Origin of the sequence: Paenibacillus sp. YN15, from assembly GCF_003285005.1 — a bacterium.
GTDB lineage: Bacteria > Bacillota > Bacilli > Paenibacillales > NBRC-103111 > Paenibacillus_AR.
Window position 1 is genome coordinate 197742 of sequence record NZ_QMFA01000003.1, and the last position, 26128, is coordinate 223869.

17 protein-coding genes are annotated in these 26128 nt (G+C 55.1%); 13 read left to right on the forward strand and 4 right to left on the reverse strand.

The window, feature by feature from the left end:
* Positions 1 to 63: 63 nt before the first annotated feature.
* Positions 64 to 2079 carry a beta-galactosidase gene (locus DQG13_RS04165; protein WP_113018486.1) on the forward strand — a complete coding sequence of 672 codons (2016 nt, stop codon included), beginning with the start codon at positions 64 to 66 and terminating at the stop codon, positions 2077 to 2079.
* 81 nt (positions 2080 to 2160) lie between these two features.
* Here DQG13_RS04165 and DQG13_RS04170 read toward each other — a convergent pair whose 3' ends face one another.
* Both DQG13_RS04170 and DQG13_RS04175 read right to left on the reverse strand, forming a co-directional pair.
* On the reverse strand, positions 2161 to 2661 hold the full coding sequence (locus DQG13_RS04170) for a hypothetical protein (RefSeq protein WP_113018487.1): 501 nt from the start codon (positions 2659 to 2661) through the stop codon (positions 2161 to 2163).
* 266 nt (positions 2662 to 2927) lie between these two features.
* Positions 2928 to 4871: a DUF2264 domain-containing protein gene (locus tag DQG13_RS04175; RefSeq protein WP_113018488.1), complete on the reverse strand. Its 1944-nt coding sequence runs from the start codon at positions 4869 to 4871 to the stop codon at positions 2928 to 2930.
* A 214-nt stretch (positions 4872 to 5085) separates the two neighbouring features.
* Between DQG13_RS04175 and DQG13_RS04180 the strand changes: the two genes are divergently transcribed.
* From DQG13_RS04180 to DQG13_RS04215, 8 genes are all read left to right on the forward strand, one after another.
* Positions 5086 to 5997, forward strand: a complete 912-nt coding sequence (locus tag DQG13_RS04180) for a carbohydrate ABC transporter permease (protein ID WP_113018489.1) — start codon at positions 5086 to 5088, stop codon at positions 5995 to 5997.
* Positions 5998 to 6012: 15 nt separating this feature from the next.
* Positions 6013 to 6858 (forward strand): carbohydrate ABC transporter permease, encoded by an 846-nt coding sequence (locus DQG13_RS04185; RefSeq protein WP_181592566.1) that lies wholly within the window; start codon positions 6013 to 6015, stop codon positions 6856 to 6858.
* A gap of 162 nt (positions 6859 to 7020) precedes the next feature.
* Positions 7021 to 8811, forward strand: coding sequence for a cache domain-containing sensor histidine kinase (locus DQG13_RS04190; RefSeq protein WP_113018577.1), 1791 nt, complete (start codon positions 7021 to 7023; stop codon positions 8809 to 8811).
* A 36-nt stretch (positions 8812 to 8847) separates the two neighbouring features.
* Entirely contained in the window at positions 8848 to 10455 is a 1608-nt protein-coding gene (locus DQG13_RS04195) for a response regulator transcription factor (protein ID WP_113018490.1), read from the forward strand.
* A gap of 146 nt (positions 10456 to 10601) precedes the next feature.
* Positions 10602 to 11975, forward strand: coding sequence for an ABC transporter substrate-binding protein (locus tag DQG13_RS04200; protein WP_113018491.1), 1374 nt, complete (start codon positions 10602 to 10604; stop codon positions 11973 to 11975).
* A gap of 331 nt (positions 11976 to 12306) precedes the next feature.
* Positions 12307 to 13443, forward strand: a complete 1137-nt coding sequence (locus DQG13_RS04205) for a glycoside hydrolase family 88 protein (protein ID WP_113018492.1) — start codon at positions 12307 to 12309, stop codon at positions 13441 to 13443.
* A gap of 210 nt (positions 13444 to 13653) precedes the next feature.
* The gene (locus DQG13_RS04210) at positions 13654 to 14328 is read left to right on the forward strand and encodes a LexA family transcriptional regulator (RefSeq protein ID WP_113018493.1); all 675 of its coding nucleotides are present in this window, start codon (positions 13654 to 13656) and stop codon (positions 14326 to 14328) included.
* Positions 14329 to 14441: 113 nt separating this feature from the next.
* A complete protein-coding gene (locus DQG13_RS04215) occupies positions 14442 to 15032 on the forward strand; it encodes a putative ABC transporter permease (RefSeq protein WP_181592567.1) in 591 nt (196 codons plus the stop codon).
* Positions 15033 to 15265: 233 nt separating this feature from the next.
* Here the strand turns inward: DQG13_RS04215 and DQG13_RS04220 are convergent, their stop codons facing one another.
* Both DQG13_RS04220 and DQG13_RS04225 read right to left on the reverse strand, forming a co-directional pair.
* On the reverse strand, positions 15266 to 16456 hold the full coding sequence (locus tag DQG13_RS04220) for a glycosyltransferase family 4 protein (protein ID WP_113018495.1): 1191 nt from the start codon (positions 16454 to 16456) through the stop codon (positions 15266 to 15268).
* Between the two features lie 107 nt (positions 16457 to 16563).
* Positions 16564 to 18375 (reverse strand): glycoside hydrolase family 43 protein, encoded by a 1812-nt coding sequence (locus DQG13_RS04225; protein WP_258525449.1) that lies wholly within the window; start codon positions 18373 to 18375, stop codon positions 16564 to 16566.
* A 499-nt stretch (positions 18376 to 18874) separates the two neighbouring features.
* On the opposite strand from DQG13_RS04225, the gene DQG13_RS04230 reads away from it, so the two are divergent.
* The 4 genes from DQG13_RS04230 to DQG13_RS04245 all read left to right on the forward strand — a co-directional run bounded on the left by DQG13_RS04230 (position 18875) and on the right by DQG13_RS04245 (position 26104).
* Complete coding sequence (locus tag DQG13_RS04230; protein WP_113018497.1) at positions 18875 to 19444, forward strand: TetR/AcrR family transcriptional regulator; 570 nt, start codon at positions 18875 to 18877, stop codon at positions 19442 to 19444.
* Positions 19445 to 19505: 61 nt separating this feature from the next.
* Complete coding sequence (locus DQG13_RS04235) at positions 19506 to 22634, forward strand: MMPL family transporter (RefSeq protein WP_113018498.1); 3129 nt, start codon at positions 19506 to 19508, stop codon at positions 22632 to 22634.
* A 119-nt stretch (positions 22635 to 22753) separates the two neighbouring features.
* On the forward strand, positions 22754 to 24415 hold the full coding sequence (locus DQG13_RS04240) for a hypothetical protein (protein ID WP_113018499.1): 1662 nt from the start codon (positions 22754 to 22756) through the stop codon (positions 24413 to 24415).
* Positions 24416 to 24760: 345 nt separating this feature from the next.
* Positions 24761 to 26104, forward strand: coding sequence for an ABC transporter substrate-binding protein (locus DQG13_RS04245; protein ID WP_113018500.1), 1344 nt, complete (start codon positions 24761 to 24763; stop codon positions 26102 to 26104).
* Positions 26105 to 26128 lie beyond the last annotated feature (24 nt).

Genomic DNA, 26128 nt, shown 5'->3' on the forward strand with positions numbered 1-26128 from the left:
ATGAGTGAAACCCATTTCATGAAATGGGTTTCAATAAAACCGAATCGAACGGAGGACATGCCGATGATTAACCCCAAGCTGCCGACCATCTGGTATGGAGGCGACTACAATCCCGATCAATGGCCGGAGGAAATCTGGCGGGAGGATATGCGGCTTTTTAAGGAGGCGGGCATCAATATTGTAACCCTGCCGGTGTTCAGCTGGGCCAAACTTCAGCCGGATGAAACCACCTATTCCTTTGAGTGGCTGGATAAAATCCTCAATCTTGTTGCGGAAAACGGCATCTACGCCTGTCTGGCCACCTCCACCGCCGCCCAACCGGCGTGGATGTCGCGGCAGTATCCCGAGGTGCTGCCGGTGGATATCGACGGGAACAAACGGACCCATGGCTCCCGGGTGAATTTTTGTCCCAACAGCGGGGTGTACCGCCGTTTCTCCGTGGAGCTGGCCAGACGGATGGCGCTGCGGTATAAGGATCATCCGGCGCTTCTGATCTGGCATGTGGCCAATGAATACGGGCCTCATTGTTATTGCGGCCAATGCGCGGCGGCGTTCCGGGAATGGCTGAAGGAGCGCTACGGGACAATAGAGGAGCTGAACCGGCGCTGGAACATGAGCTTCTGGGGGCACACGGTTTACGATTGGGAGGAGATTGTGCCGCCGTCCAATCTCAACGGGGACAACCGCTGCTTCCAAGGGATGACGCTGGATTACAAGCGTTTTATGTCCGATTCCATCCTGGCCTGCTACCAGGCGGAGTACGATGTTATTAAGGCGATTACGCCGGACATCCCCATTACCACGAACATCTGGGGCTTGTTTAACGGCCTGGATCTGAAAAAATGGGGGGAGCGCATGGATGTGGTCTCCTGGGACAGCTACCCGCAAATGAATGAGCCCATGACCAATGTGGCCATGCGGCATGATTATATGCGGGGCCTGAAGGACGGCAAGCCCTTTATGCTGATGGAGCAAACCCCCAGCCAGCAGAACTGGCAGCCCTACAACAGTCTGAAGCGCCCCGGCGTAATGCGGCTGTGGAGCTACCAGGCGGTGGCCCACGGCGCCGACACGGTGATGTTCTTCCAGCTGCGGCGTTCCTTCGGCGCATGCGAGAAATACCATGGGGCAGTCATCGAGCATGTGGGCCACGGGAACACCCGGGTGTTCCGGGAATGCGCGGAGCTGGGCCGGGAGCTGGAGGCGCTTGGGGATACGCTGCTTGACGCGGCGGCGGACAACCAGGTGGCGCTGCTGTTCGATATTGACACCTGGAACGCCGTGGAGATCACCAGCGGACCCAGTGTGGATCTGGACTATCTGAAGCAGGCCCAGAAATATTACAAGGCCTTCTATGAAGCCCACATCGGTGTGGATGTCATCAGTCCGCTGTCGGATTTCTCCAAGTACAAGCTGGTGATCGCCCCGGTGCTGTATATGATGAAGCCCGGCGTAGCGGAGCGGCTGGAGGCCTATGTCCAGAACGGCGGCACCTTTGTCACCACCTTTTTCAGCGGGATCGTGGATGAGAATGACCGGGTGAAGCTGGGCGGCTATCCGGGGGAGCTGCGGAAGCTGCTGGGCATCTGGGTGGAGGAGATCGACAGCCTGCTGCCGGAGATGAAGAACCGGATGGTGCTGCAAGGAGGCTTCGGGCAGGTGCAGGGCGAATACGAATGCGGACTGCTGTGCGATCTGCTTCATCTGGAGGGAGCCCGGGCTCTGGCGGTGTACGGGGATGATTTTTATGCCGGGATGCCCGCTCTTACCGTCAATGAGTTCGGCGCAGGCAAAGCCTATTATGTGGCGGCGGACGCGGAGGACAGGATGATTGCGGACCTCTGCCGGACCTTGTGCGCGCAAACCGGTGTGGCTGCCCCGTTTGGCGCGGATGCGGGCATTGAGCTGGTGCAGCGGAAGAAGGACGGGGCAGTGTATACGTTTGTGCTGAACCATAATTCGGCGGCAGCTTCGATTCATATGGGGGCGTTGGAGGCTCTTGATCTGCTGACCGGCAACCGGGTGACGGGGACCGCATCCGTTAGCGGGTACGGGGTGATGATACTGCGCCACGGGTGAGCGGAGCCCGGCCGGGGGCGGCGGCAGCTTCTGCGGGACATGCCGGGGCTATGCCGGTTCGTCCCCGGCTTCGCTCCGGCCTTACCGGGCTTTGCGGTACCCGGTCAGACGGGGGAATCCCGCAATCTCGTCGCTTGTGTAGCGGCTGTTGTCGTACCACAGCTGGTAAACATAGATCAGGGGCACCAGGCTGATCAGAACCAGATACAACCGGGTATCGCTGGAGCCGGTCATTTCATAGAAACCAAGCTTTTCAAACACCAGAGGCCCGACGATATATGCCTGCAAGGCATCCAGCACCAGATTGGCGCCCAGGAACAGCCACAGGTTGGGGTAGGCGAAACAGAAGATAAACAGCGCAACAACGGGGGAAAAGCCAAACACAAATGTGGGAATATTGCCAAGCGGCGGGAAGGATTGGTAGGTTGTCCACCATCCCATATAATCGCCGAATTGAAACGCGGCGATATTGATCAGGCTGCCAAAAAACGCCGCCGAAATAAACTGCCGCAGCTTGTGCTTGCTTAAGAAGCCAACAGCCAGCCAAGGTAAAAGCACTAAAATGGAAACAACGATTGTCATCGGACATACTCCTTCTAAGGAAATTTTCTGCAGTTCAGGCTCATGATTACTATTCCACTCCGGCACAAAACAATCCCCCAAAAGTGAAGAGGATACTTGGAAGCAAATTCGGGGTACTTTTGGGGGAGCCCCCGAATGAAAATGCGACAATCGTGCATTTTTCGTAAAAAAACCGTCAGGGAAGTTTATTCCCCGGCGGTTTCTTTTTTGGCCGCAATGTGGTTATGGAGCAAATGTACGCAGGCGGCTCTCGCCAAACGGTTTCCCTACGCGTCCAGGCGGACCCGGAATACCGGCGCGGCGTCACCCCCGGCGGCGGTATAGATCAGCAGCTCCCGGTCCTGCACTGCTGCTCTGGGTGCGGCAGCCCATTCCCCGGTGCCGTAGCCCTCCGGCCCGAAGGCTTCCCCGTAGACCGCCACAGCCAGCCATGCGGTGGCGCCCGCCTCCACATGGGTGCGGACCGTGGGGATCACCGTCCGGTTCACCATAATGTTGGTGTTGGCTTGGGGCGTCAGCAGCTCCGCCTGTCCGCTTCCGTAGAGCAGCTTCACGCCGCTGGCGCCTCTGCCGTATGCGGCATACGCCGCTTCACCGCTGCCGGCGCTCTCCGCACCGTGGGGCGGCATGGCGCTGTAAGGCCGTGCAGGCTTGCCGCCGCTGCCGGGAAGCCGGCCGCCGGAGCCCAGGCCTTCGATGCCCAAGGCGAAGCCGCCTTCGGCGCCGTCCAGCACCCGCCCGGCTGCGATCCGGTGGACCCGCACATGCCATGGCAGGCCGGGGATGATCCAGGTGCTGACCTCCACATCCGCCCAAGGCTTCCAGCGGGTATAGATCAGTCCTTCCTCCACCCGGGTCTCCTCGCAGCGCCGTTTAACGCGGTACAGATTGTCTCCCTCCGACAGCGCCAGCATGGAGTCGAAGGCACCCTGGCCCAGCCCCCACTCCGCACGCGGCACACTGAAGCCGAAGAAGGTGGAGTAGGCGAATTTTTCATATTTGGCCGAGGTATGGGTATGCTCATTGGAGGACGTATGGCCGGAATTAAACGCCGTCACGTGGGGAACCTCGGACTGGCGGCACAGAACCAGATGAGGCGCCTTCTGCACGAAGCTGCTCTCCAGCTTGGGCAGCGGTTCCTCTTCCGCCGTCCAGAAGGGATGGCTGTCCGGCAGGGCCAGGACCAGGAAGGTCTTCAGCGCCCAGTAAGGGGAGCCGGGAGAATTGTAGTTTTCCCCCATGACCAGATTGGGATAGGCGTACCCGATGGTCAACAGCCCGTCGGGGGTAAAAATGGGCTGGGCAAACCACCAGCGCAGATGCCGCAGGACGAGCCCCTTCAGCACGCCCATGGAATAAGGCTCCTCCAAACCCGCGAAGGCCATGACGCTCCAGAAGGCGGCCTGGGAGAAGCGGTAGGTCAGGCTGCGGCCGTAAGGCAGGGCAGAGCCGTCCTCGGCGAACCAATGAATGAACTGGCGGGCAAACTGAACGGCCCTCTCCTTATACAGTCTGCTGCGTCCGGGATCTTCCTCCTCCATCAACGCGGCGTACAGCAATCCGTAATAATGGATGGCAAAAGGTACATAATAATCACTGTGAGCCTGGCCCTTGAGTCCGTCCGCATACCAGCCTTCCTCCATATAGAAGGGTTCGACGGCTTCCAGCGTCCTCTCTGTAAGCTCCTTGTCATAAGAAAGCCCGGCCTTGCGGAAGCCCATCTGGACCATCACCCGAAACAGCAGCCAGTTGCATTCCCACAGCTTATGCCCGTTGATGGGGGCAAGCCAGGCTGTCAGCTGATCCAGTCCTTCCTTCCCCAGACCGTCCACCAGCTTGCCGGGCACCAAGGCGAGAGCCAGACCGAAGGCCGCCATCTCCACGCTGCGCTGGTCATAGTCTCCCGCTGCGCCCCAGTATTCTTCATGTTCGGGATCGGTGCCGTTGCGGATACCCTGGATGTACGTATCCCACAGCGGGCTTTCTCCTCCGCCGGCCAATAGCGGAACAAGCCCCCACAGCACGCGGGAGAAGCCCTCCATGGCGGCGACGCTGCCGCTGTAGCTGGTGCCGGTGCTGCCCACTGTCAGTCCGGCCTTGCCGGGAGAATAGTAGGGGGTGAGCGGATCGGTGAGCTGCCGGAAGGCTTGGGCAAGATCAGCCTTGGTTTTGAGAGGATTGTGCTGAATGGGCAAGGGAAACGGATTCATTGTTTTGAGAGGCCTCCATCCGAAAAGGGAAATGGGTATTGTCTTCAACCCATTATAAGACAATTTTCCCGAAGGAAATACTGCCGGAAGCCAATATGTCAAAATTGAATCCGAAAATATCAAAATAGCGTTATCTTCAAAATAACGTTATTCTTTATAATTCAACCATCGACGAAAAATCAGAAGAAAACCATTGCGAGAGGTGAACGAGAACATGAAATCGGAACGCGCCAAGCTGAAGGCAGGCAATCTGCGCAGACAAGAAACCATCTCCGGGCTCCTGTTTGTCAGTCCCATGATGATCGGGTTGATCGTACTGACCTTATTGCCGATTATCGCGACATTTGTACTCAGTCTGGCCGACTGGAATTTTGTGCAAGGCTTCAAGGGAATCACATGGATCGGGCTGGACAACTTCTCCCGGCTGTTCCGTGAGGATACATTCCATATTTCCATGCGCAACAACCTGATCTTCCTGCTGACAGTGCCGGCTTATCTGGCCGTTTCCATGGCGCTGGCCATTCTCATCAACAAGTACGTGTACATGAAGTCTTATTTCAAGGTTGCCTTCTTCATGCCGTACATCTCCAGCGTAGTGGCCGTGGCCATTGTATGGCAGGTTCTGTTCCACCCGTCCTCCGGTCCGGTGAACCAGTTCCTGATGTCCATCGGCATTGACAATCCGCCCAAGTGGATCGCCGACCCCAATTTTGCCCTGATTTCGGTAATGATGATCTCGGTCTGGATTTCCATCGGCTACAACATGATCGTTTATATGGCAGGGCTGCAGTCCATTCCCAAGGATCTGTATGAAGCGGCGGAAATCGACGGAGCCAACTCCTGGGTGCAATTGCGCCATATTACCATCCCGATGCTTTCGCCCACTACTTTCTTTCTGCTCATTACCGGCGTGATCTCCACCTTCAAGGCCTTCGATCTGATCGCGGTAATGACAGCCGGCGGACCGATGCGCTCCACCAGTATGCTGGTCTGGTATTTGTACGATGAAGCTTTCGTCAGCCTGCGGGTGGGTTATGCGTCCTCCATTGCTGTCGTACTGTTTGCCTGCGTGCTGATTATTACCGGCATCCAGTGGGTCGCTCAGAAAAAATGGGTCAATTACTAAAGAGGAGGTTTTCGTATGGATTCGGGCATTAAGGAACCGTTCAGTATAAAAAAGCTTATCGGCACCATCCTGCTTCTCGTTGTCAGCATCCTGTTCCTGCTGCCTTTCGTCTGGATGCTGTCGGCTTCCTTCAAGGTGGAAACAGATGTGTTCACCTATCCCATCCAGTGGATTCCCAAGCATTGGAACGCCATTGAAAACTACAAGGAAGTCTGGTTGGGCTCCAATCCCTTCTACAAATATTATCTCAATTCGATTGTGGTGTCCGTGGCCACAACCGCTATCTCCTGCGTGGTGTCGGCGCTTGCGGCATATGGCTTTACCAAGATCGAGTTCAAGGGCCGCAACGGCATGTTCCTGCTGATTCTGGCCACCTACATGGTGCCGGGACAAGCCATCCTGGTTCCCCAATTCATCCTGTACCGCAACATCGGCCTGTTCGACAGCCTGCTGGGTCTTGTCATTATCAACTGCTTCAGTGTATTGGGCACCTTCATGCTGCGCCAGTTCTTCATGAGCCTGAGTACGGAGTATATAGAATCCGGCAAAATCGACGGCGCCAGCCACGCCCGGATCTTCTGGCAGATTGCGCTGCCGCTGGTTCGTCCTTCCGTGGCCACCTATGCCATTCTCCGGTTTATCTGGACCTGGAACGACTACCAGAATCCGTTGATCTTCATCCGTTCGGACAAGTGGTATACGATCCAACTGGCGATGCAGAAATTTGCTTCTCTGAACGGCGAGTTCTACTCTCTGATTATGGCTGCCGCGGTTTCGGCCATTCTGCCGCTCTTGATTATTTTCATCATCGGCCAAAAGAACGTAATCGAAGGTATTGCCTTGGGTGGTGTCAAAGGGTAATTTTGAAGGAAAGCACCCGCCGCACAAGCAGGATTACATGCTGCAATATACGCGAGAGGGAGGGTGCAGGCTCTTCCTCCCGCGTATTTTTGTCTATGGAGCCTGGACATGGGCGCCGGTAAAAAGCGGCATACTCCAATTATCCGCAAAGGGGGGCTGTTTATGAGATGGGTCCGGTCTTCCTTTGCCGCCAGATCCTTTAGAAGCAAGCTGATTCTCGCATCAGTGGCGTGCATCCTGCTGCCGGCCTTGGGCACCATGATGGTGTATAACTATCTGACCCGGGACGCGGTGAAGGACCAGGCGATACAGAATGCCGACCAAACCCTGAAGCTGGTGGAAGGGCATGTATCCAACGAGTTTCGGTACATGCTCTATCTGATGAATTATTTTACCGTGGATCAGGACATTCTGTTCCTTCTGAAGAATCTGGCGGCGGAGCCCTATGACCGCAACCGGGAGACGGAGGAGCAGTTTCTGAACGGCAATGAGGTGCGCAAGAGCATCAGCAGCCTGACTGCGGCAGGCCAGCAAAGCTTTGTGTCCATTGTGCTGAACAACGGCATGGCGTTTACTAATTATTGGGGTTATGAATATGATCCCCGGCTGCTGCTGGACAAGCCCTGGGTCAAGGAATCGGAGAATACCTTCGGCTTGGAGTCCTACTGGGCCGGAGTTATGCCTACCGTCTTCAGCAGCGAGAAGGCCCGGAATCCCTACCAGATTACCTCCGTCCGTCCCCTCCGGGGAGACCGGAATGCCATATACGGCTATGTGGTGGTAACGGTAATGGAGAGTCTGATTCACCAATACTTCGAGGGGCTGCCTACCCGGCAGGAGATTATGCTGCTGGACCGGGAGGACAGAATTTTGTCCCATACGGACAGCGGACTCATCGGCTCCCCCTTTCCCGAAATGAGAGAGGTGCTTTCCCGGGAGGGCACGCCGATTCTTCAACGGGGAGGCATCGCCTATCTGGTATCGGAAAAGGAAATCAGCATCGGCGGCTGGAAGCTGGTTTCCCTGACTCCGTACAAGTCCGCTGTGGCCAAGATCAATGATATTTTCCAGAACGTCTTCCTGTTTCAGCTTGTATCCTTCATTCTGTTCTTCCTGCTGCTGCTGGTTCTTCTCCGGGCGTTCACCAAGCCGCTGGTAAAGCTGGACAAGGTGGCTCTGCGGGTGCAGCAGGGGGATCTGGAGGTGCGCTCCTCCATCCGCGGCCAGGATGAGGTGGGCCGGCTGGGCAAGTCCTTCGATCAGATGCTGGACCGGATCTCCGACATGATCAGGGAGATTACGGAGACCCAGGCCCGCAAGCGCAAGGCCGAGCTGGATATGCTGCAGGCCCAGATCAATCCCCACTTCCTGTTCAATGTCATGAACTCCATCCGCATGAAGGTGATGAGGAACGGGGACAGGGAGAGCGCCGATATGCTCAGTTCCTTGTCCAAGCTGCTGCGTATGACCATCCAGGATACAGGCAATATCCCCCTCCACGATGAGGTGGAGACGGCTATCGATTATGTATTGCTGATGAACATGAGGCAGAAGCAGGAGGTGGCGCTGGAGGTGGATATCGCCGCCGATGTGCTGATGGAGCGGGTGCCGCGTTTTGTCCTTCAGCCGCTGATTGAGAATGCCCTGATTCATGGCTTGAACCAGATGGAGGGAACCATCTATCTGCATGCCAAAAGAGAAGAGGGGGCGATTCTGATTCAGGTCAGGGACAACGGCAAGGGGATGGATGCCGCCGCCTTGGAGGGGCTGCGCCGCCGGATGCTGGGGCTGCATGGGGAGGCGGAGGACAGGAGCGAGAAGAGGGGCTTTTCCGGAATTGGGCTGGCCAATGTGTACGAGCGGATGCGGATGACCTTCGGAAGCAGCTTCAGTATGGAGATTGAAAGTGAAGAAGGAGCCGGTACGTGCATTTCCATGTACCTGCCCCTTTAAGGATAAATTGCGCAGCGGCGAGGAGGTGTGGGGCCCATGTACAAAGTGATGCTGGTGGATGACGATTATCCGGTGCTGGAGCTGTTGTCCGAAGCCATTCCCTGGGACCGGCTGGGGGTTGAGCTTATGGGCGTCTATGAGAATGGAGCGGTGGCGCTGGAGGCGGCCCAAACGGTAATGCCCGATATTGTGGTCACGGACATCGGAATGCCGCGGTTGAACGGGCTGGAGCTGATCCGCGCTTTGAAGGAATTGAATCCCGCCATCCGGGTGGTGATTCTCTCCTGCCACAGCGAGTTTCACTACGCCCAGCAGGCCATGAAGCTGAATGTGCAGGACTACCTGGTCAAGGACACCCTTGATCCCCAGGACCTGGAGACACTGCTTGGGCAGATGAAGGCGAGTCTGGATGAGGAAACCAGCCGGTTTATGAAGAACGACCAGCTCCGCCAGCTGGTGGACCGGAACCGGGAGCAGCATAAGGAGGCTTTTATCCGGGGAACGGTCCATACGCCTCTCCTCAATGAGCTGTCATGGATAAACGAGGCGGAAGCTTTTGGGCTGGCGACAGGCGGCTCGTTCCTTCCGGTGATCTGCTATATCGATGGGCAGCGCTCCGCCCGGCAGCGTTTCGTGACCGATGATGTGCTCCGGTTTGCCGTCAATAACCTGCTGGAAGAGATGCTGGCGGAAGTAAAAACCAATATTGTAAATTTTACTTATGATGCCCTCCGGTCCTTCATCATTGCTCCGGTGGTGGGCGGAATCAAGACCAATCCGTATGATCTGGCGGAAGCCTTGTTCAGGCGCATTCAGGCGGCGTCCGCCGGCACAATTAAGGTCGGCTTGTCCTTTATTATCGGGACTATGTGCAAGACTCCCCAGGAGCTGAAGCAGGAACTGAACGGATTGCTGGGCTCCTCCGGGCAGCGCTTTTATATGTATAGCAATTCGTTGGAGAGGAAGAATAAGCAGGTATTCTCTTCAGCCGATTTGTTCGCTTCCTATGATGAAGCGGCCAATGAATTTCGGGAAATTCTCATCGAGGGGAAGGCGGACCAGGTGCAGCCTGTCATCCGTCGCTGGATGCAGTTCATCCGGGAGGAACGCTTCCGGCCGGATACGGTGAAGGACTGGGCGATGAAGCTGATGCTGGATCTGAAGCTGAAGCTGCAATCCATGCAGATGTTCCGCAACCATTTCTCCGTGGAGATTCTTCACCGGGAGCTTCTGGAGATCGATACGCTGGAGGAAATGGAGCTGTGGATGATTCATTTCTTTGAATCCTCCCTGGTGGTGGCCGGCGAAGTCAAGGAGCTGAGCAAGCGCACGGAGGTGTTGGATGCTTGCCAGTATGTCACTCTGAATTTGAACCGGCGGATTACTCTGGATGAGGTGGCGGAGCATCTTTTCATGAACCCCAGCTACTTCAGCAGGCTGTTCCGCAAGGAGACCGGCGAAACCTTCATTGAATACGTCAACCGGATGAAGGTGGAGCGGGCCAAGGAGCTGCTGGACCAGACCAGCTTGTCTGTAGCCAAAATCGGGGAAACCCTGGGATACGACAATCACAGCTACTTCATCAAGATGTTCCGTTCTGTGGCGGGGACAACCCCTCAGGAGTACCGGAACGGGAATTCATAAACTCCCGAGACTTCCGCTACAATGTCAAAATAACATCGGGAGAAGTAAATATTGCGTTATCAACGGAAATTTCGTCCTTGCTATAATCAAAGTGCAAGACGAGAGAAAGCGCTATACATTCTCGATTAATATGGAGGGGTCCCTACATGCAAAAGCGTAAATTGACGGCAGGTTTGCTGTGCGGCGCTTTGGTTGCCGGAATGCTGGCAGGCTGCGGCAGTAAAGACGAGAGCAATAACGGCAATGCCGCTGCTACAGACGGCAACAAGCAGGTTACCATCAAGTTTCATGCCTTCGGCAGCGAAGCCCAGCAAAACTGGAGCAAGGTTATCAGTGCCTTCGAGACCAAGTATCCCAACATTAAGGTGGATCTGATCAACCTGAGTGAAAAGGGCGATACCCAGGAATATGCCAAAAAGCTGGACCTGGCGGCTGCCTCCAATGAAGCCATGGACGTGATCATGTTCAGTGAAGCGGGCATGTACGCCCAGCGTGTAGCCTTGGGCATGGTTGCTCCTCTGGATGATTTCATCAATAAGGAAGGCTATAAGGTTCCCGAGGAATACAAGGTGGATACTATGCTGAACGGCAAATATTACGCTTTGCCCGGCAAGTTCAACCCCTGGTATGTGCTTCTGAACAAGACCCATCTGGACGAGGCGGGCTTGAAGGTTCCCACCGACTGGACCTGGGATGACTTCCGGGATTACGCCAAAAAGCTGACCAAGGGCGAAGGCGCCACCAAGCGGTACGGCACCTATTTCCACGGCCCCCAAGGCGGCGGCTGGCTGGAATTCACCCGGTTGGCCATGGCCAACCAGGCTACCGGCGGCGACTATCTGAAGGAAGACGGCACCTCCAATCTGGACAACCCCAACTTCCGCAAGTCCATTGAGCTGCGCTACAACATGGAGAAGGTGGACAAGTCCTCCACTCCTTACACCGATATGATTTCGCAGAAGCTGAACTACCGTCCGCAGTTCTTCAACCAAGCGGCCAGCATGATCGTCATCGGCAGCTGGATGAACTCCGAAATCGGCGGCACCGAGCAATTCCCGCTGAACTTCAATGTGGCGGTGGCTCCGTTCCCGAAGAACAATGCCGGGGATAAAGACACCTATTCCATGGTGACTACCGACTTCTACGCCATGTCCAATAACTCCAAGAACAAGGATGCGGCTTACCAGTTCATCCGGTTCGCCACCACCGAAGGCGTAATTGCCCAAGAGAAGTATGTTCCGTCCTGGTCCAAGATCAAGGACGACCAGCTGAGCTCCATCATCGACACCATTCTGGCCGGCACCAAGAATCCGGAAAAGGTGGACAAGGAATCCCTGAAGCGGGTTCTGCTCAGCGCCAAGTCTACCAGCCTGGTGCCTCCCGCTTCCTACAATGCGGATGTGTACAAGGTTATCAACGAGGAATATGAAAAGCTCATCCTGGATAAGCAAAACATCGACCAGATGATCAAGAACTCCCAGGAACGCACGCAAAAGCTGATTGACGCCAACAAAAAATAATGAGCCTGACAAGGCGGGGATAGAGGGGATCGCTGATCCTCTCTATTTTTCTTCTAACGGCGGGGAGAGACACTATGTGAGACAAAAGGGGCGCTATGGACCCGGTTTGGCTTAAATAAGGGCTCCTGCTTCCGTTAGAATCCGGCCGCCCTGTTTTTAGCCGGCATAGAGGCGCTCACTTCCGTTAGGTTTCCTCATGTCCAGGCTGGAGCCCTCGGCTGCGTATCTTTTCGTAAATGCATATGGAATCCTGCGGCGGAAACTGGTAAAATGAAATGGGTTTCATTACTTTAAACGTTTTAACAATCGATGTGTAAAGGAGTTTGAATTCATGAGCTTACCGCAAAATTGGGCCCAGGACGCATGGGACAAAACAGTGGAGAAGATTGGACGGACCAGCAAGCGCATCAAAGACGGCTTCCCCCATGCCAGTGCAGACGGGATGTACAAGCTGGAGCCGGCATATTGGTGGACTGCTGGCTTTTGGCCGGGGCTGCTTTGGCTGCTGTACCGGAAAACCGGAGACGCCGGTTTGCGGGAGTTGGCCGAATCCTGCGAAAAGCAGCTGGACAGCGTAATTTCCGACTATTACAAGCTGGATCACGATATTGGCTTTATGTGGACGCTGACCAGCGTGGCCCGGTACAAGGTTCTGGGCGCCGCGGAGGCGGAGGATTCCAAGCGCCGCGGACTGCTGGCGGCCAATTTGCTGGCGGCGCGGTTCAATGTCCAGGGCAACTATATCCGGGCCTGGAACCCGTGGCATGAGGGCCAGGAGAATGCGGGCTGGGCCATTATCGACTGCATGATGAATCTGTCCCTGCTGCATTGGGCCACCGAAATTACCGGTGATCCCCGCTACCGCCATATCGCCGTCCGCCATGCCGATACGGCGCTGGACCATTTTATCCGGCCGGACGGCTCGGTGAACCATATCGTAATCTTCGATCCTCTTACCGGGGAGAAGGTATCCGTCAACGGCGGCCAGGGCTTTGCGCCGGATTCCGCCTGGTCCCGGGGGGCGTCCTGGGCCATCTATGGCATGGCGCTGTCCTGCAAGCACACCGGCGATCTCCGCTATCTGGAGGCGGCCAAGCGGGTGGCCCATTTCTTCATCGCCAATCTGCCTGAGGATCATGTGCCCCATTGGGATTTCCGGCTGCCTGAGGATGTGCCCCATTACCGGGACTCCTCCGCCGGCGCTTGCGCCGCCTGCGGTTTGCTGCTGATCGCCGAGCAGGTGGACGGTCTGGAGGCGGATCTGTACCGCCAAGCCGGGGAGCGGATTCTCCATTCCCTGTATGCCAACTATGGCTCCTGGGATTCCGCGGAGGAGGAAGGGCTGATCCTGCACGGCACCAGCCACTACCCGGAACGCAAAAACATGGATGTGCCGCTGATCTACGGCGACTATTATTTCGTGGAGGGCCTGTCCCGTTTGCTGGGGCATGGGGAGTTGTTCTGGTAAGGAGCGCCGTGCCGGAAATGTGGAAAATCAAGCTGACATCAGCCTATTTGGCGGTGTCGGCTTTTTCTTTTGACATATGCGCTGCCTAAGCTCTGCATTAGTATTCACCTTGTCATTGACTGGAAGTTCACACGGTGCTAATATAAAATCACAGGAAACACAAAAAGCACAAAAAGACCAAAAACTAAGAACCAAACTGAGGTGAGCGGCATGACCCTGACTACGCGGCGGATGCAATTTTTGCAGAAGCTGGTTGACCTGTACCACAAAACCAGCCTCCCCATCCATTATGAAACCTTGGGCCAAGCATTGGGCGTCAGCAAATGGACGGCTTATGACATGCTGAAGGAAATCGAAAAGCTGGGCTTTGTGTCCCGGAGCTATGAGGGCAATCCCAATGAAACGGGCCGTTCTCAAGTGGTTTTCACTCCTACGGCTAAAGCCTCCGGCCTGCTCAAGCAAAGCCGGACCGATACTGCGGATTCTGGAGCATGGAATGAGACAGTTGCCGGCATTAAAGCTCTGCTGAAAAGCCTGAAATATACCGGCGTTAACGATTTGATCAAAAAAGTGCTGAAGGAGATTCCCGAAAAAACCACCAATGTGGAATTTTGCGGATACGTCCTGGGGCTGTTAATGATTTACCTGAAAAAACTGGGGGGAAAGACGGAAACCCTGATCCGCCATATTTCGGGCAAGGCGCCGGATAAGGAAATGGGGCTGACCATGTTTGTGGGAACAGTTCTGGGAACCATCATCCATAGCGTCAATGAGGAGCTGGGGCTAGAAGCCGCGGACCTGGTAGCTGAATTTTTAAGGATCATGAAGGAGCTGCCCGTCAAAGAGCAGGCCATGCTGTATGAGCTGATGGGCGAAGCTCTGTGAGGTTAGGGCGTGTATGCCAACACACACGCTAAGACCGAATGACAAGCTCGCAAGAGCTTTGTAGAGTTTTTGGGTTTTATGGGTGAATAATAAACTGGAAAGGGATGAGAGAAATGGGCTATCAACTTGCCACAGGCATTCTTTATTTTGTCTGTTACGCGTTTGCGGGTTGGATACTGGAGAGTGCATATGCTTCCTTGCGTGAGAAAAGGTTTGTGAACAGGGGATTTTTGCATGGCGGCTATTGTCCCATTTATGGGGCGGGGGCATTGATTATCATTGCTGTATCCAACTGGACGCTTTCCCTTGCCGTATCGGCTGCTGTCCGGTACCTGCTTTTGTTCCTTCTCTCCATGGCGCTGGTTTCGCTGCTGGAATATCTGACCGGCGCGGCGCTTCAAAAGCTGTTTCACCGCAGATGGTGGGATTACAGCGGCAACCGGATGAATTTGGGCGGCCATATCTGCCTGTTTTACTCCCTGCTGTGGGGGGCCCTTGCGCTGGTATTCGCTGTGCTCATTCATCCCCCGGTAGCTAACGCTCTGCGTCTCTTGCCCGGCAATCTAACGGCCGGAGCCGCTGTCATTGCATCCGTGTACCTGCTGGCGGATTCCTGCTATTCCTTGAGGAAGCATGTGAAGGAGGCCTGCTCCGCCTTTCTCGCCGATGCTGCGCCAGTAAAAATACCCTGGCTCCGGTTTTAGGGCGTGTCTGAAAACCCGCTTGAGGGCATCTTTCACCGCCTTTTCGTCCCTTGCATCGTCACTTCCGCTTGACGTACTCCCGGTACGCCTTCACGAAAGTTCCTTGCCATGAACGAAAATTTGGGCCTTAGCTGCTCCCCTCGGAGTTATCAGACACGCCCTAGAAGTCAGGGTATTGTCGGGTATCGTCTTTTTGGGTATTTTGGGTCTCGAAGATTATTCAATCCGGAAGCCTAACTCAGCTTTTCCGAACCTACCGGCATATAGGCGCGGGCGATGGTCTCCCGGTACAGCCCCTCCACATCCTTGGCAAAACGGATGCCGGTCAGCTCGGACACGGAGCGGCAGGCTTCCGCCGACATGCGCTCCTGCATCAGGCGGTCGCCGAGGATGGCTTCAACGTAACGGATGAAATCCGCCTGCTCCTGAAACACGAACCCGTTGGCGCCATGCCGGATGACTCCTTCCAGGCAAGGGTCGGCCATGGCCACCACCGGCAGGCCGGAGGCCAGCGCTTCGGTGTAGGTAATGCCTTGGGTTTCGCTTTGCGAGGCGTTGACGAACACATCTCCCAGCCGGTAATACAGGCAGACCCGGTCCCACAGCACCTCCCCGGCAAAAATCGTCCGGTGGGCAATGCCGTATTCCTCCGCAATCTCCTCCAGCCGCTTCCGCTCCGGCCCGTCCCCTACCAGCAGAAGCTTCACCGGCTCCTTAGCCAAGAGCAGATAATCCTGCAGATGCTGGAGCAGCAGGTCCACATTCTTTTCCTTGGCCATCCTGCCGATGTAGAGCAGCACCTTGTCCCCGTCTTCAATGCCCAGAGATGCCCGCAGCTCCGGCAGCTCCGCAGAGGAACCGGAGCCGCTGCCGAACCGGCTGACATCGATGGGGGTGGGGATAACCCCGATATCCGGACGGACGCCGTAGGAAAGCAGCAGGCTCCGGACCTTTTCCGTAGGGACAATCACCTGGTCGGCGGAATTGCAAAAACGGGTGCTGATGGAGCGGGCCAGCTTTTTGGCCGCGGGCTCCAACACCCCGAATTTAACGATATAGTGGGTATAATTTTCGTAGATGGTATGGTAGGTATGCAAAAAAGGGATTTTTAAGAGCTTCGCCAGGGTTCTGCCCACTATGCCCAAGGAAAACTCCGTATGGGTATGGATAGCGTCCAAGCCCAGCCTGCGGATGAAGGAGATGGCTTTGGGATGGATAAAGATGCCGATCCGTCTGGAGCTGGCAAACGGAAGGCTGGTGACACGGAATACGCCGGGCTCATGGGGATCGGCCCTGGGGTCGGTGGTGGTGAACACATACACCTGATGTCCCAGCATCTCCAGAAATTTTTTGTGCATCAGTACGGATGTGGCCACGCCGTTAATTTGCGGATAATAGGTGTCCGTAAATAGTCCGATCTTCATGTGCAAAGCTCCCCTTCATGTATGATGAGAACTGCCCAACCGTCAGTCCCATCATACACCAAGGAGATGCATTTTCGGTAAAAAATTTGTTAGCGGATCGTTAAATCCTACAATTTCACCGGCGCCATCAGTCCGTCCGGGCCAAAGTCCAGCGGATCAATGCACACCTCGCGGTGAAAACCCTTGCCTTCGGCAAACCGGGTAAGGGGCGTCACGAAGCGGTGGTAGGCAATCCAATACTTGTCCGTGCCGGGCTCCTGGAAAATGGAGTGGTGGCCGGTGCCCAGCATATCCTTTGCCTTGTTTTTGACAAGGACGGGGTAACGGTAGGCAACAGGGCCGTACAGCTCCTCGGCAGTGCCGTAATTAATGTGGTAATCCTCGCTGCCCGTATCGTCGCAGGACCAGGTGAAGTGGTACAGTCCGCCCCGCTTAAGCACCGTTACCGCCTCGCGGAAATCGAACAGTCCCTCCAAATTCCGCATGGTTTCCTCGGCGATGCTGACCATATCCTCATTCAGCCTGACGATGGCGGCATGGCTGTTGCCGAACAGCAGGTAGACACTCCCGTCCTCCTCCACAAAAATAGAGGGATCAATGGCCTGCCCCATAGTTATGGCAAGGCGCTCCAGCAGCTCCATGGTGATAAGCGGCTGAGGCTCCGCCCGGAAGGGGCCAACCGGGGATTCGCTTACCGCTGCGCCGATGGCGCTTTTGCCATCCGGTCTTTTGCCGCAGAAATAATAGTAGTATTTGCCGTTTCGGGCAGCAATGCAGGGGGCCCAGGCGCTGCCCACCGCCCAGGGAACATCGTCGGTAGCCAGATCCAGGATGATGCCTTCATCCCTCCACAGCTTCAGATCCGCGGAGGAAAACACATGGAATTGGGTGCCGGACCATTTGGTGAACCCGTCCGTGGTGGGGTACAGGTAATAACGGTCCCCGAACTTGGCCAGATCCGGATCGGCAAACTGGCCCGGAAGCACCTGATGGCCGTCCCCGAATGCGGCCAGAAGACGGCTGCATTCGTCGCGGGTGATGGGGAGGACACCGCCGTGCCGCTTTTTGCTCTTGCCCATATCGAATTCCTCATCATCCAGCACACGGAATTCGCCGCTTGCCAGATCGGTTGTGACCAGAGGCAGATACCCCTTGCCCGTGGCGAAGCGGTCCACAATCAGACACCATTCCTCGCGGTCATTGAATTTGAAGATTTCCGGCCCTTCCACGCCGGTGAGCTCCTCCAGCACGGGAGCGAAGAGGGGGACAAAAGCGTCCTTATCCAGGGAAGCCCCTTGCTCCACCCGGATATTCTTGGTGGTTTCATCCTTGGAATAGCGGAAGCAGACCCCGTTATGAAGCAGGATAGTGGTATCGATAATATGGTTATCCCGTTCGATATATTTTTCCGCAGGGGTAAAGCTTCTGAAGTCCTTGGTCCGAGCGCTGTAGATTTTATGCTTCCGCTCTGTTTCATGCTGCTCTTGGGTGGCGGAGGCCCAGAATACCAGGAAGTCCCCGCTGGCTTCATCAAAAACCGCTTCAGGCGCCCACAGGCAGCCTGCGCCAGGCACAGCCAAGGTGACGGCCCAAGGGGAAGACCAGTTCACCAGGTCGGCGGATTCCCATACGATCATATCCCGGCTTCCGGCCTGGACTGCTGTCGCCCAGCCTTTGCCGCTGGCGATGCGCAGATCGGTGGCAATCAGATAGAACTTGGCGGCTTTTGGGTCACGCACCAAAAACGGGTCGCGGGCTCCTTTTTCGCCCAAGCCGGAGCGGAGCACCGGCAAACCCCCGTTCAAATCCTTCCAATGGAGCCCATCCTCGCTGTATGCGAAATAAACCTGCTCGCCGTCAGGCTGCTCGCCAATAAAATGGGCCATTACATAGCCGGAGTAGCTTTTCTGCTGTGTCAAAATCCATTCTCCCTCCATACATCGGGTTGTCTTACTGAACAGTATATGGGCCCGTCCCGCGGCGGGCAATAGAGTATCCCGGCAAAAAACTGACCTATTGTGTTTATTTGCTGATTTATTGAATGCCGGCTAGGCTCCCACGGCTTTGCCTTCAGTTAGAATGGGGCTGGCTATTTGGGGATAGCGGAAGTTTAATTTCCTCTATTCTGGTCAAAAGGAGGGGAAGCCGCAGATAAGGGCAGGCCGATTTCCGCTATTGCTCCGGTTTACCGGCAAACCAACTCGGTGTTGGGCGAATAGCGGAAAATTGCTTGCCGCTATTCTTGCCTTTTCCGGAGCGCTGAGGAGATAACGGAAAATAGGCTTCCCTTATCTGTAGGTATGGAGGGTGCGCCCATGGGGCTGCTTCCCGGACTCGCGGAATTTATACTTGCCAACGAGCGCATAATCTTTTACAATGTGAATGAATATTCATTCCGAGACAAAGGGGGACAACTCATTGGCAGCCAATAAGCGGGACAGCATCCTGAAAGCCGCGCTGCAGCTTTTTGCGGAAAGGGGCTATGACGGCACCACTGTGCCCATGATTGCCGATCGGGCCCAAGTGGGGGCGGGGACGATTTACCGCTATTTCGAGAATAAGGAGTCCCTGGTGAACGGCCTGTTCCAGTCATGCGTGAAGGAATTTGCCGATACTCTGCATTTCGATGCCCTCCACTCTAAAGAGGATATCAGGGAGCAATTCCACTTTATCTTTCAGCGTCTGGTGGCTTTTGCGGACAATAACCTGCTTGCGCTGCTCTTCATTGATTCCCACAACAGCGCCTATTATCTGGATCAGGAAAGCAAGAAGGTTTTTGAGGAGCTGCTGGGCACCTTCCGGCAGGTGATCCTGAACGGCAAAAAAGCGGGTATGATTAAGGATTTTGATATAAATGCGCTGATTGCCCTGGTGTATGGCGCATATGTGCAGATCTTCAAGCTCATCAGCGCGGGGATTCTAACAGAAACCCGGGAGCTGCTGGCAGGGGTGGAGGAGAGCTGCTGGGATGCCGTCAGAGTCATCTGACTCTTTTTTTGCAGCGAACGGAATGAATATTCATTCCGAATAATACAGATGGAGGGATACCATGAAAAAAATCTTGACTTCAAGAAGTATTTCCTTGTTGATTTGGGGGGCGGTAACGGCCGTTTTGCTGTTCACCATGCCCGACATGGATGTTTTGGTGAGAGAAAAGGGTCAAGCCGGTGTGCCGGATACCAAACAAAGCCGAATCGCCAATTCCATGATCAGCAAGATGAATGAGAATGGCAGAGAGAATTATGATCTGATCGCCGTCTTTTACAGCGGCAGCGGCACAGCCTTGTCCGGCGCGCAGTTGGAGCAGGTGAAGATGTCCATCGAAGAGCTGCAGAGCCGGAGCGGGGAATTGGGCATCCGGCAAGTGAACTCCTATTTGGACAGCGATGAAATGAGACAGCAATTGGTCTCCCGGGACCAATCGACGATTTTGGCCCAAATCGCCATATCCAAGGAGAGCGGCATCATCTCGGAGGTGTCGGAGCGGTTGGAGGCAGTTATCCAAAAAGATGGGCTGCAAACCTATTTAACCGGAACGGATTTGGTTATCGAGGATTTCGTGAAATCTACCCAGGAGGGGATCAAAAAGACGGAGGTCATTGCGGTAGGCTTCATCCTAGCCGTATTGATCATCGTGTTCCGCTCTCCCGTTGTGCCGCTGGTTTCTTTGGCTACAGTGGGGGTGTCTTACCTGGTTTCCATGGGAATCATTGCCCATCTCGTCGACAAGTTCAATTATCCGTTTTCCAATTTCACCCAGGTCTTTCTGGTGGTGGTGCTGTTTGGCATAGGAACGGACTACAATATTCTCCTGTTCACCAGATATAAGGAGGAGTTGGGCCGTCAGGAGCATGGCAATGCCGCCATTAAGGCCACCTACAAATCGGCCGGGCGGACTGTGCTGTACAGCGGGCTGGCGGTGTTTATCGGCTTTGCGGCGCTGATTCTGGCCGAGTTCAATATTTACCGCTCCAGCTCGTCCGTAGCCATTGGAATTGCCGTTTTGCTGCTGGTATTAAACACGCTGAATCCCTTTTTTATGGCTCTGCTGGGAAAAAAGCTGTTCTGGCCGTCCCAATCCCTTGCAGGACATGGAGACAGCCGCATCTGGGGCGCTTTGTCCCGTGTCTCCGTCCGCCGTCCCGTTGCCGTTCTGGCGGCGGTGGCGCTGCTGTGCACACCTCTCATTATGGGCTACAGCGGCAGGTTAAGCTATAACGACCTGCTTGAAGTGGACGATGCTTATGCCTCCAAGCAGGGGATCAGCATCATCGAAGAGCACTTCTCCCCGGGCTTTTCCTCACCCGCCACCATCGTCATTGAAGCTGACCATCCCCTTGATACCACAGAAAGTCTCCAGACTGTGGACGAACTGGCTGAGAAGATTTCCAAGGTCAAGGGCATTGAAGGGGTGTATACAGTAACGCGGCCAACCGGCGGAAAACTCAAGGAGCTTTATATCAGCGGCCAGTCCCATGAATTGAAGGACGGACTGGATGAGGCAGGCAGCGGAATTGCAAGCATCCATGCGGGATTAGCCTCCGCTCAGGAGGAGTTTAAACATTCGGGCGCAAACAGCTTGACTCATGTGCAGGCCTTAATCGACGGAACAGGGAAATTAAGGGAAGGAACGGCAATTTTGGGGAATGCGCTCAATCAGGTGGCGGCAGGCATTAACTCCGGAGCTGCAGGAGCCAGTGAGCTGCAATCCGGTCTGTCCACACTGCAGCAGCAGCTTGGCGGAATGTCCCAGGCTGCTTTCCGCCTGGCTGAGGGCTATGCCGGACTGGAAGCGGGTTTATCCTCCTACTCCGGGTATCTGGATGACATCAGCCGGAGGATCGGCGGAGCGTCAGCGGGTTACCGGCAGATTGGAGCTTCCATGACGGAGCTGGTCAAAAGCCGTCCGGAGCTTAACGACGACAGGAATATTCGGACTGTCATGGACATAGCGGCATCCGGCGAAAAACAGTTGGCAGAGCTGTCTGCCCAATTGGAGCAGACCATTCCCCCCTATGAAGAGGCAATCGCCTCTTTTCAAACAGCCAATGGAGCGTTGGCGCAGCTTCAGGCAGGGCTTGGGCAGGTGGAGCAGGGAGCCGCTCAACTGGGCACGGGCGCAGCCGGGCTAGAGACGGGGCTGAAGGAAGGGGCGGCAGGCTCGGCGCAGATTTCGGGCAAAACCGCAGAACTGGAGGCAGGACTGTCCCAGGTATATGAAGGGCAGAAGGAGCTTCTGGCCGGATTGGGCCAGCTTGAGGGAAAGATGGAGACCCTAAAAGCGGGACTCGGCGAAAGCACAGCCGGGCTGGCTGCCATCAGCGAAGGACTTAACGATGCCCGTGAATATTTGGACGGTCTCAGCAGCTCCGAGGCTTCACAGAAATTCTATATTCCAGCCCAGGTTTTGAAAAGTGAAGAATTCCAAAAATCGGTGGATATGTATATGTCGTCCGATCGGAAAATGGTCAGGATGGCGGTAATTCTCGAGGTAAATCCGTATTCCGCAGAAGCCATGGATATTGCAGAAGATTTGAACGGACAAATAAAAGCTGCGCTGGAGGGAAGCGGTCTGTCTGGCGCCAAGGTGGCGGTAGGAGGGAAATCCTCGCAGAACGTGGATCTGCAGGCCATGGCCGGAGAGGATTTTTCACGCACTGTCGTGCTGATGCTGGCCGGCATCGGATTAATGCTGGTCCTGGTTACCCGCTCCTTTTGGCAGCCGGTATTTATTATTGGCTCCTTGCTGCTGGCATATGGCGCGTCTCTCGGCCTGGGCGAATTAATCGGCACGCGGCTGCTGGGCGTGGATAATCTGGGGTGGAACGTGCCTTTCTTCACCTTTATTATGATTGTCGCTTTAGGTGTGGATTACAGTATCTTCCTGATGATGCGGTTCAAAGAAAGGGGGAATCTCTCTGCTCCGGGCATTGTGGAAGCTGCACGCTACATGGGCGGCGTTGTCATTTCGGCGGCCGTTATTTTAAGCGGGACCTTCGCCGCATTGATCCCCTCGGGTGTCATCACTCTTATTGAAGTGGCCATCTCCATTATTATCGGATTGCTGCTGCTCAGCTTTATCATGCTCCCCGTATGTATGCCTGCGCTTTTGTCCATTCTTTACAATGGGATCGGGAACATCGGGAAAAAGAAAGGTCATACGGATAACAATCAATAAAAAATCTTTCAGGAAACTCTCAGTTTGTATTCAGCTTTATTTCATCGCCGTTTAAGGTTTGGGGGATAAGCTCTATACATTAACAAATCCAATCCAAATCTGAAGGGAAGAGATGAATAATGAAAAAGCAATTGGCAGTTGTTATGAGTGCGGCGGTTCTGGCGGCGGGAGGATGGGGATGGGCAGGCACTGCGGCCCATGCTGCGGCAGATACATACACCGTGTCCATATCCATAAATGCGGATGAAGCCTCTCAGCAGACCGTTACATACTCCGATGTGTTTGTATCCGCATGGTTGAACAGCCTTCCCGAGCGGGTATCCGGTTTGTACAGTGAAGATCAGGACATTTACGCCGAGCGTTTGGCCGATGGGGCTTCCATTGCGGATGCGGCAGGCGAGTCATATACTACTATCGTTTCGGATCTGACGGCGCTGTTCAATAAGGATGCGGAAAATGAAGTGGCCCACGGTTACCTTACAGTAGAGGAAGCAGCCGATGCAGCCAAGCAGGTGGAGAGTCTGCTTCCCAAGCTGTTGAGCCAGGCCTGGTCCGGCTACGATGCGGCAGCAGAGGCGTTGCATCTGGGCCGTGAGGCATTAAACAACCGGTTAAGCCAATTGGTCCAGCTTACTGCCGGTGTGTCCGAGATTTCCACAGCGGATGTAAGGGCGGCGTTAAAAGCCGGGGAATCCCTGGTGGAGGCTTCCGGTTTGAGTGAATCCGATCTGACCGCCTATTTGCTCTCCGGGCTGAATCAGGATTTGGACCGGCTGGTGCAAACCAATCGGTTGACCCAGGAGGAAAGCAGCGGCCTGAAGAGCGAAGCGGCATTGGCTGTGGCCAAAATCGTCAACACCAAGGGTTATGATGCCGAGGAAAATGCCTGGATGGATGTGTATGCCCAATCACTGATTAACGAAAAGCTAAGCAGCGTTGCCAGACTGGCTGCCATTTATGCGGATGAGGACTACACCGATGTGGCAAACGCCCTTGCGGCAGGCCAAAGCTTGGAGACGGCTACCGGTATGGATGCCGATCAACTGGCCGCTCATCTGCAGGCGGACGTTGACAAAGCCCTTGATGCGGCGTGGATTTCAGGAGCGTTGAGCACGGCCAAGCTTGATGAATGGAAAGCCGAAGCGCAGAAGCAGCTCTTGGCGGCTGTAACCGCCAACGGCTACGGAGCCGCAACGGAAGCCGACCCGGCTATTGTCAAGGAGAGCCTGCGCTCCATCGTCAGTCAAACGGCAAGCTATGCCGGTCTTGGCCTGGCGGAGCTGAGAAGCCAGCTTGACAGCGGTGCAACCCTTGCGGCTGCGGCGGATTTAAGTGCGGCGGAGCTTGCATCGGCGCTGGACAGCTCTGTGGATGCTTATATCGATCAAGCGGCAGATAACGGTTGGCTGAAGACGGAGGCAGCGGCTTCCACCAAGGATGCGGCCTATGCGGAGCTGCTGGCTGCAGTGGATCAGGCAGGTTATACCGGGGAAGTGGATGCCGATGCCTATCTGCAGGAACGGGCGGACCGTATTGTGTATGACGCCGCCGCCGTCACAGGCACCCCGGCTGCGCAAATTCTCGAAGGGCTGGCCCAAGGGCGGAGCCTGGCGGCTGCAGCGCAAACCGATGCGGCAACCCTGTACAAGGGACTTGTGAAGCAGACCAATAAGGAAATCAACACCTATGTGACCGCCGGCTCCCTGAGCAGCCAGGACGCCAATGCGCTGAAGGCCGATTACTCTGTGAAGCTGCTGGACGCTCTCAACCCTTCTCTCTAATTCATCATTCGAGCCGAAAACGGCAATGCGCAAAAGCCATCCATGGTTACCGGTGAACGGGCCAGGGATGGCTTTTTGCTGCGGCGCTGGCATCAATTTATCATTTTTCTCCATTTCAATCCAATGATTACGTTTTCTTTGCGGCGGATTTAATCAAATGCTTAAAAAAGTGCATGTTTTCCGTGAAATAATACAGCTTTTTGTTCGACAGCGGATAATCCCCGGTAAAAAATACATGAACTCATTTTGAATGTACATATTCTTTTTGAAGCCTATTCGCTATAATCAGAATCAGGTTCGGACAATCGAATCCATAATCAAGGATAAAATTGAGGGGGAATCGGCATGAAAATGAAGAGCGTATTCAATATTACCCTTGCAGGCGCCCTTAGCGCCGGGCTGCTGGCAGGCTGCGGCGGGAATAACGACAATAACAGTACGGCAACCACTGCACCGTCTCAACCGGCAGCTTCTGCAAACGCTTCCGCAGCGCCAAGCAATGAGCCTGTAAAATTGAAGTGGGCCCTGTGGGACTGGGAAGCAACCGCCTACTACAAGCCTTTGATTGAAGCCTACAAGAAAACCCATCCCAATGTGACCATCGAATATGTGGATCTGGGCTCCACAGATTACATGACCATGCTCAGCACCCAATTGTCCGGCGGCGCGGATCTGGATATTTTGACCATCAAGGATATTCCCGGTTACGCCAACCTGGTGAAGCAGAACCATCTGGAGCCGCTTAAGAGCTACATTTCCAAAGCGTCCATCAATACGGCGGATTATGGCGGAACGGTAGAACAGATCCAAGTCAACAATGAGGTGTATGCGCTTCCTTTCCGCAGCGATTTCTGGGTGGTGTATTACAATAAGGACCTGTTTGACAAAGCCGGCGTGGCATATCCCACCAATGACATGACCCTGGACCAATATGACGCTCTGGCCCGCAAGCTGACCTCCGGCTCCGGCTCGGCCAAGGTGTACGGCGGCCACTACCATACCTGGCGCAGCGCAGTCCAGCTGTTCGGCATTCTGGACGGCAAGAATACGATTGTGGATGGAGAATATGAGTTCCTGAAGCCCACCTATGAGCGAATCCTGAAGCAGCAAACCGACGGCATTGTGATGGACTACGCCACCCTGAAGACCTCCAGCACCCACTACTCCGGCGTCTTCTATAACAATAATGTGGCCATGATGAACATGGGCAGCTGGTTTATCGCCACCCAAATCGCCAAGGTGGAAAGCGGCGAGTCCAAAGCCAAGAACTGGGGCATTGTGAAATATCCTCACCCGGACGGCGTACCGGCAGGCACCACCCTGGGCACCATCACCTCCCTGGCTGTCAACAAGAAGTCGGCCAAGAAGGATGCCGCTCTGGAGTTCATGAAGTTCGTTACCGGCAAGGAAGGGGCAGCCGTGATCGCCGCCACCGGCACGATTCCCGCCATCAAGGACAGCCAGGTGGTCAATTCCATCGCCTCCATGAAGGGCTTCCCGACAGACGAAAACAGCAAGCAGGCGCTGACTACGGTGAAGACCTATCTGGAAATGCCGCTTCATGAGAAGAGCGCCGAAATCGAAGTGGTGCTTAACGAGGTCCATGACAATATCATGACCAAGAATGTGACCATCGACAAGGGTCTGGCGGATATGAAAACCAGAGTGCAGGCCGTGCTGAAAAAGTAACAGACAAAAAGCCTCATCCATGAT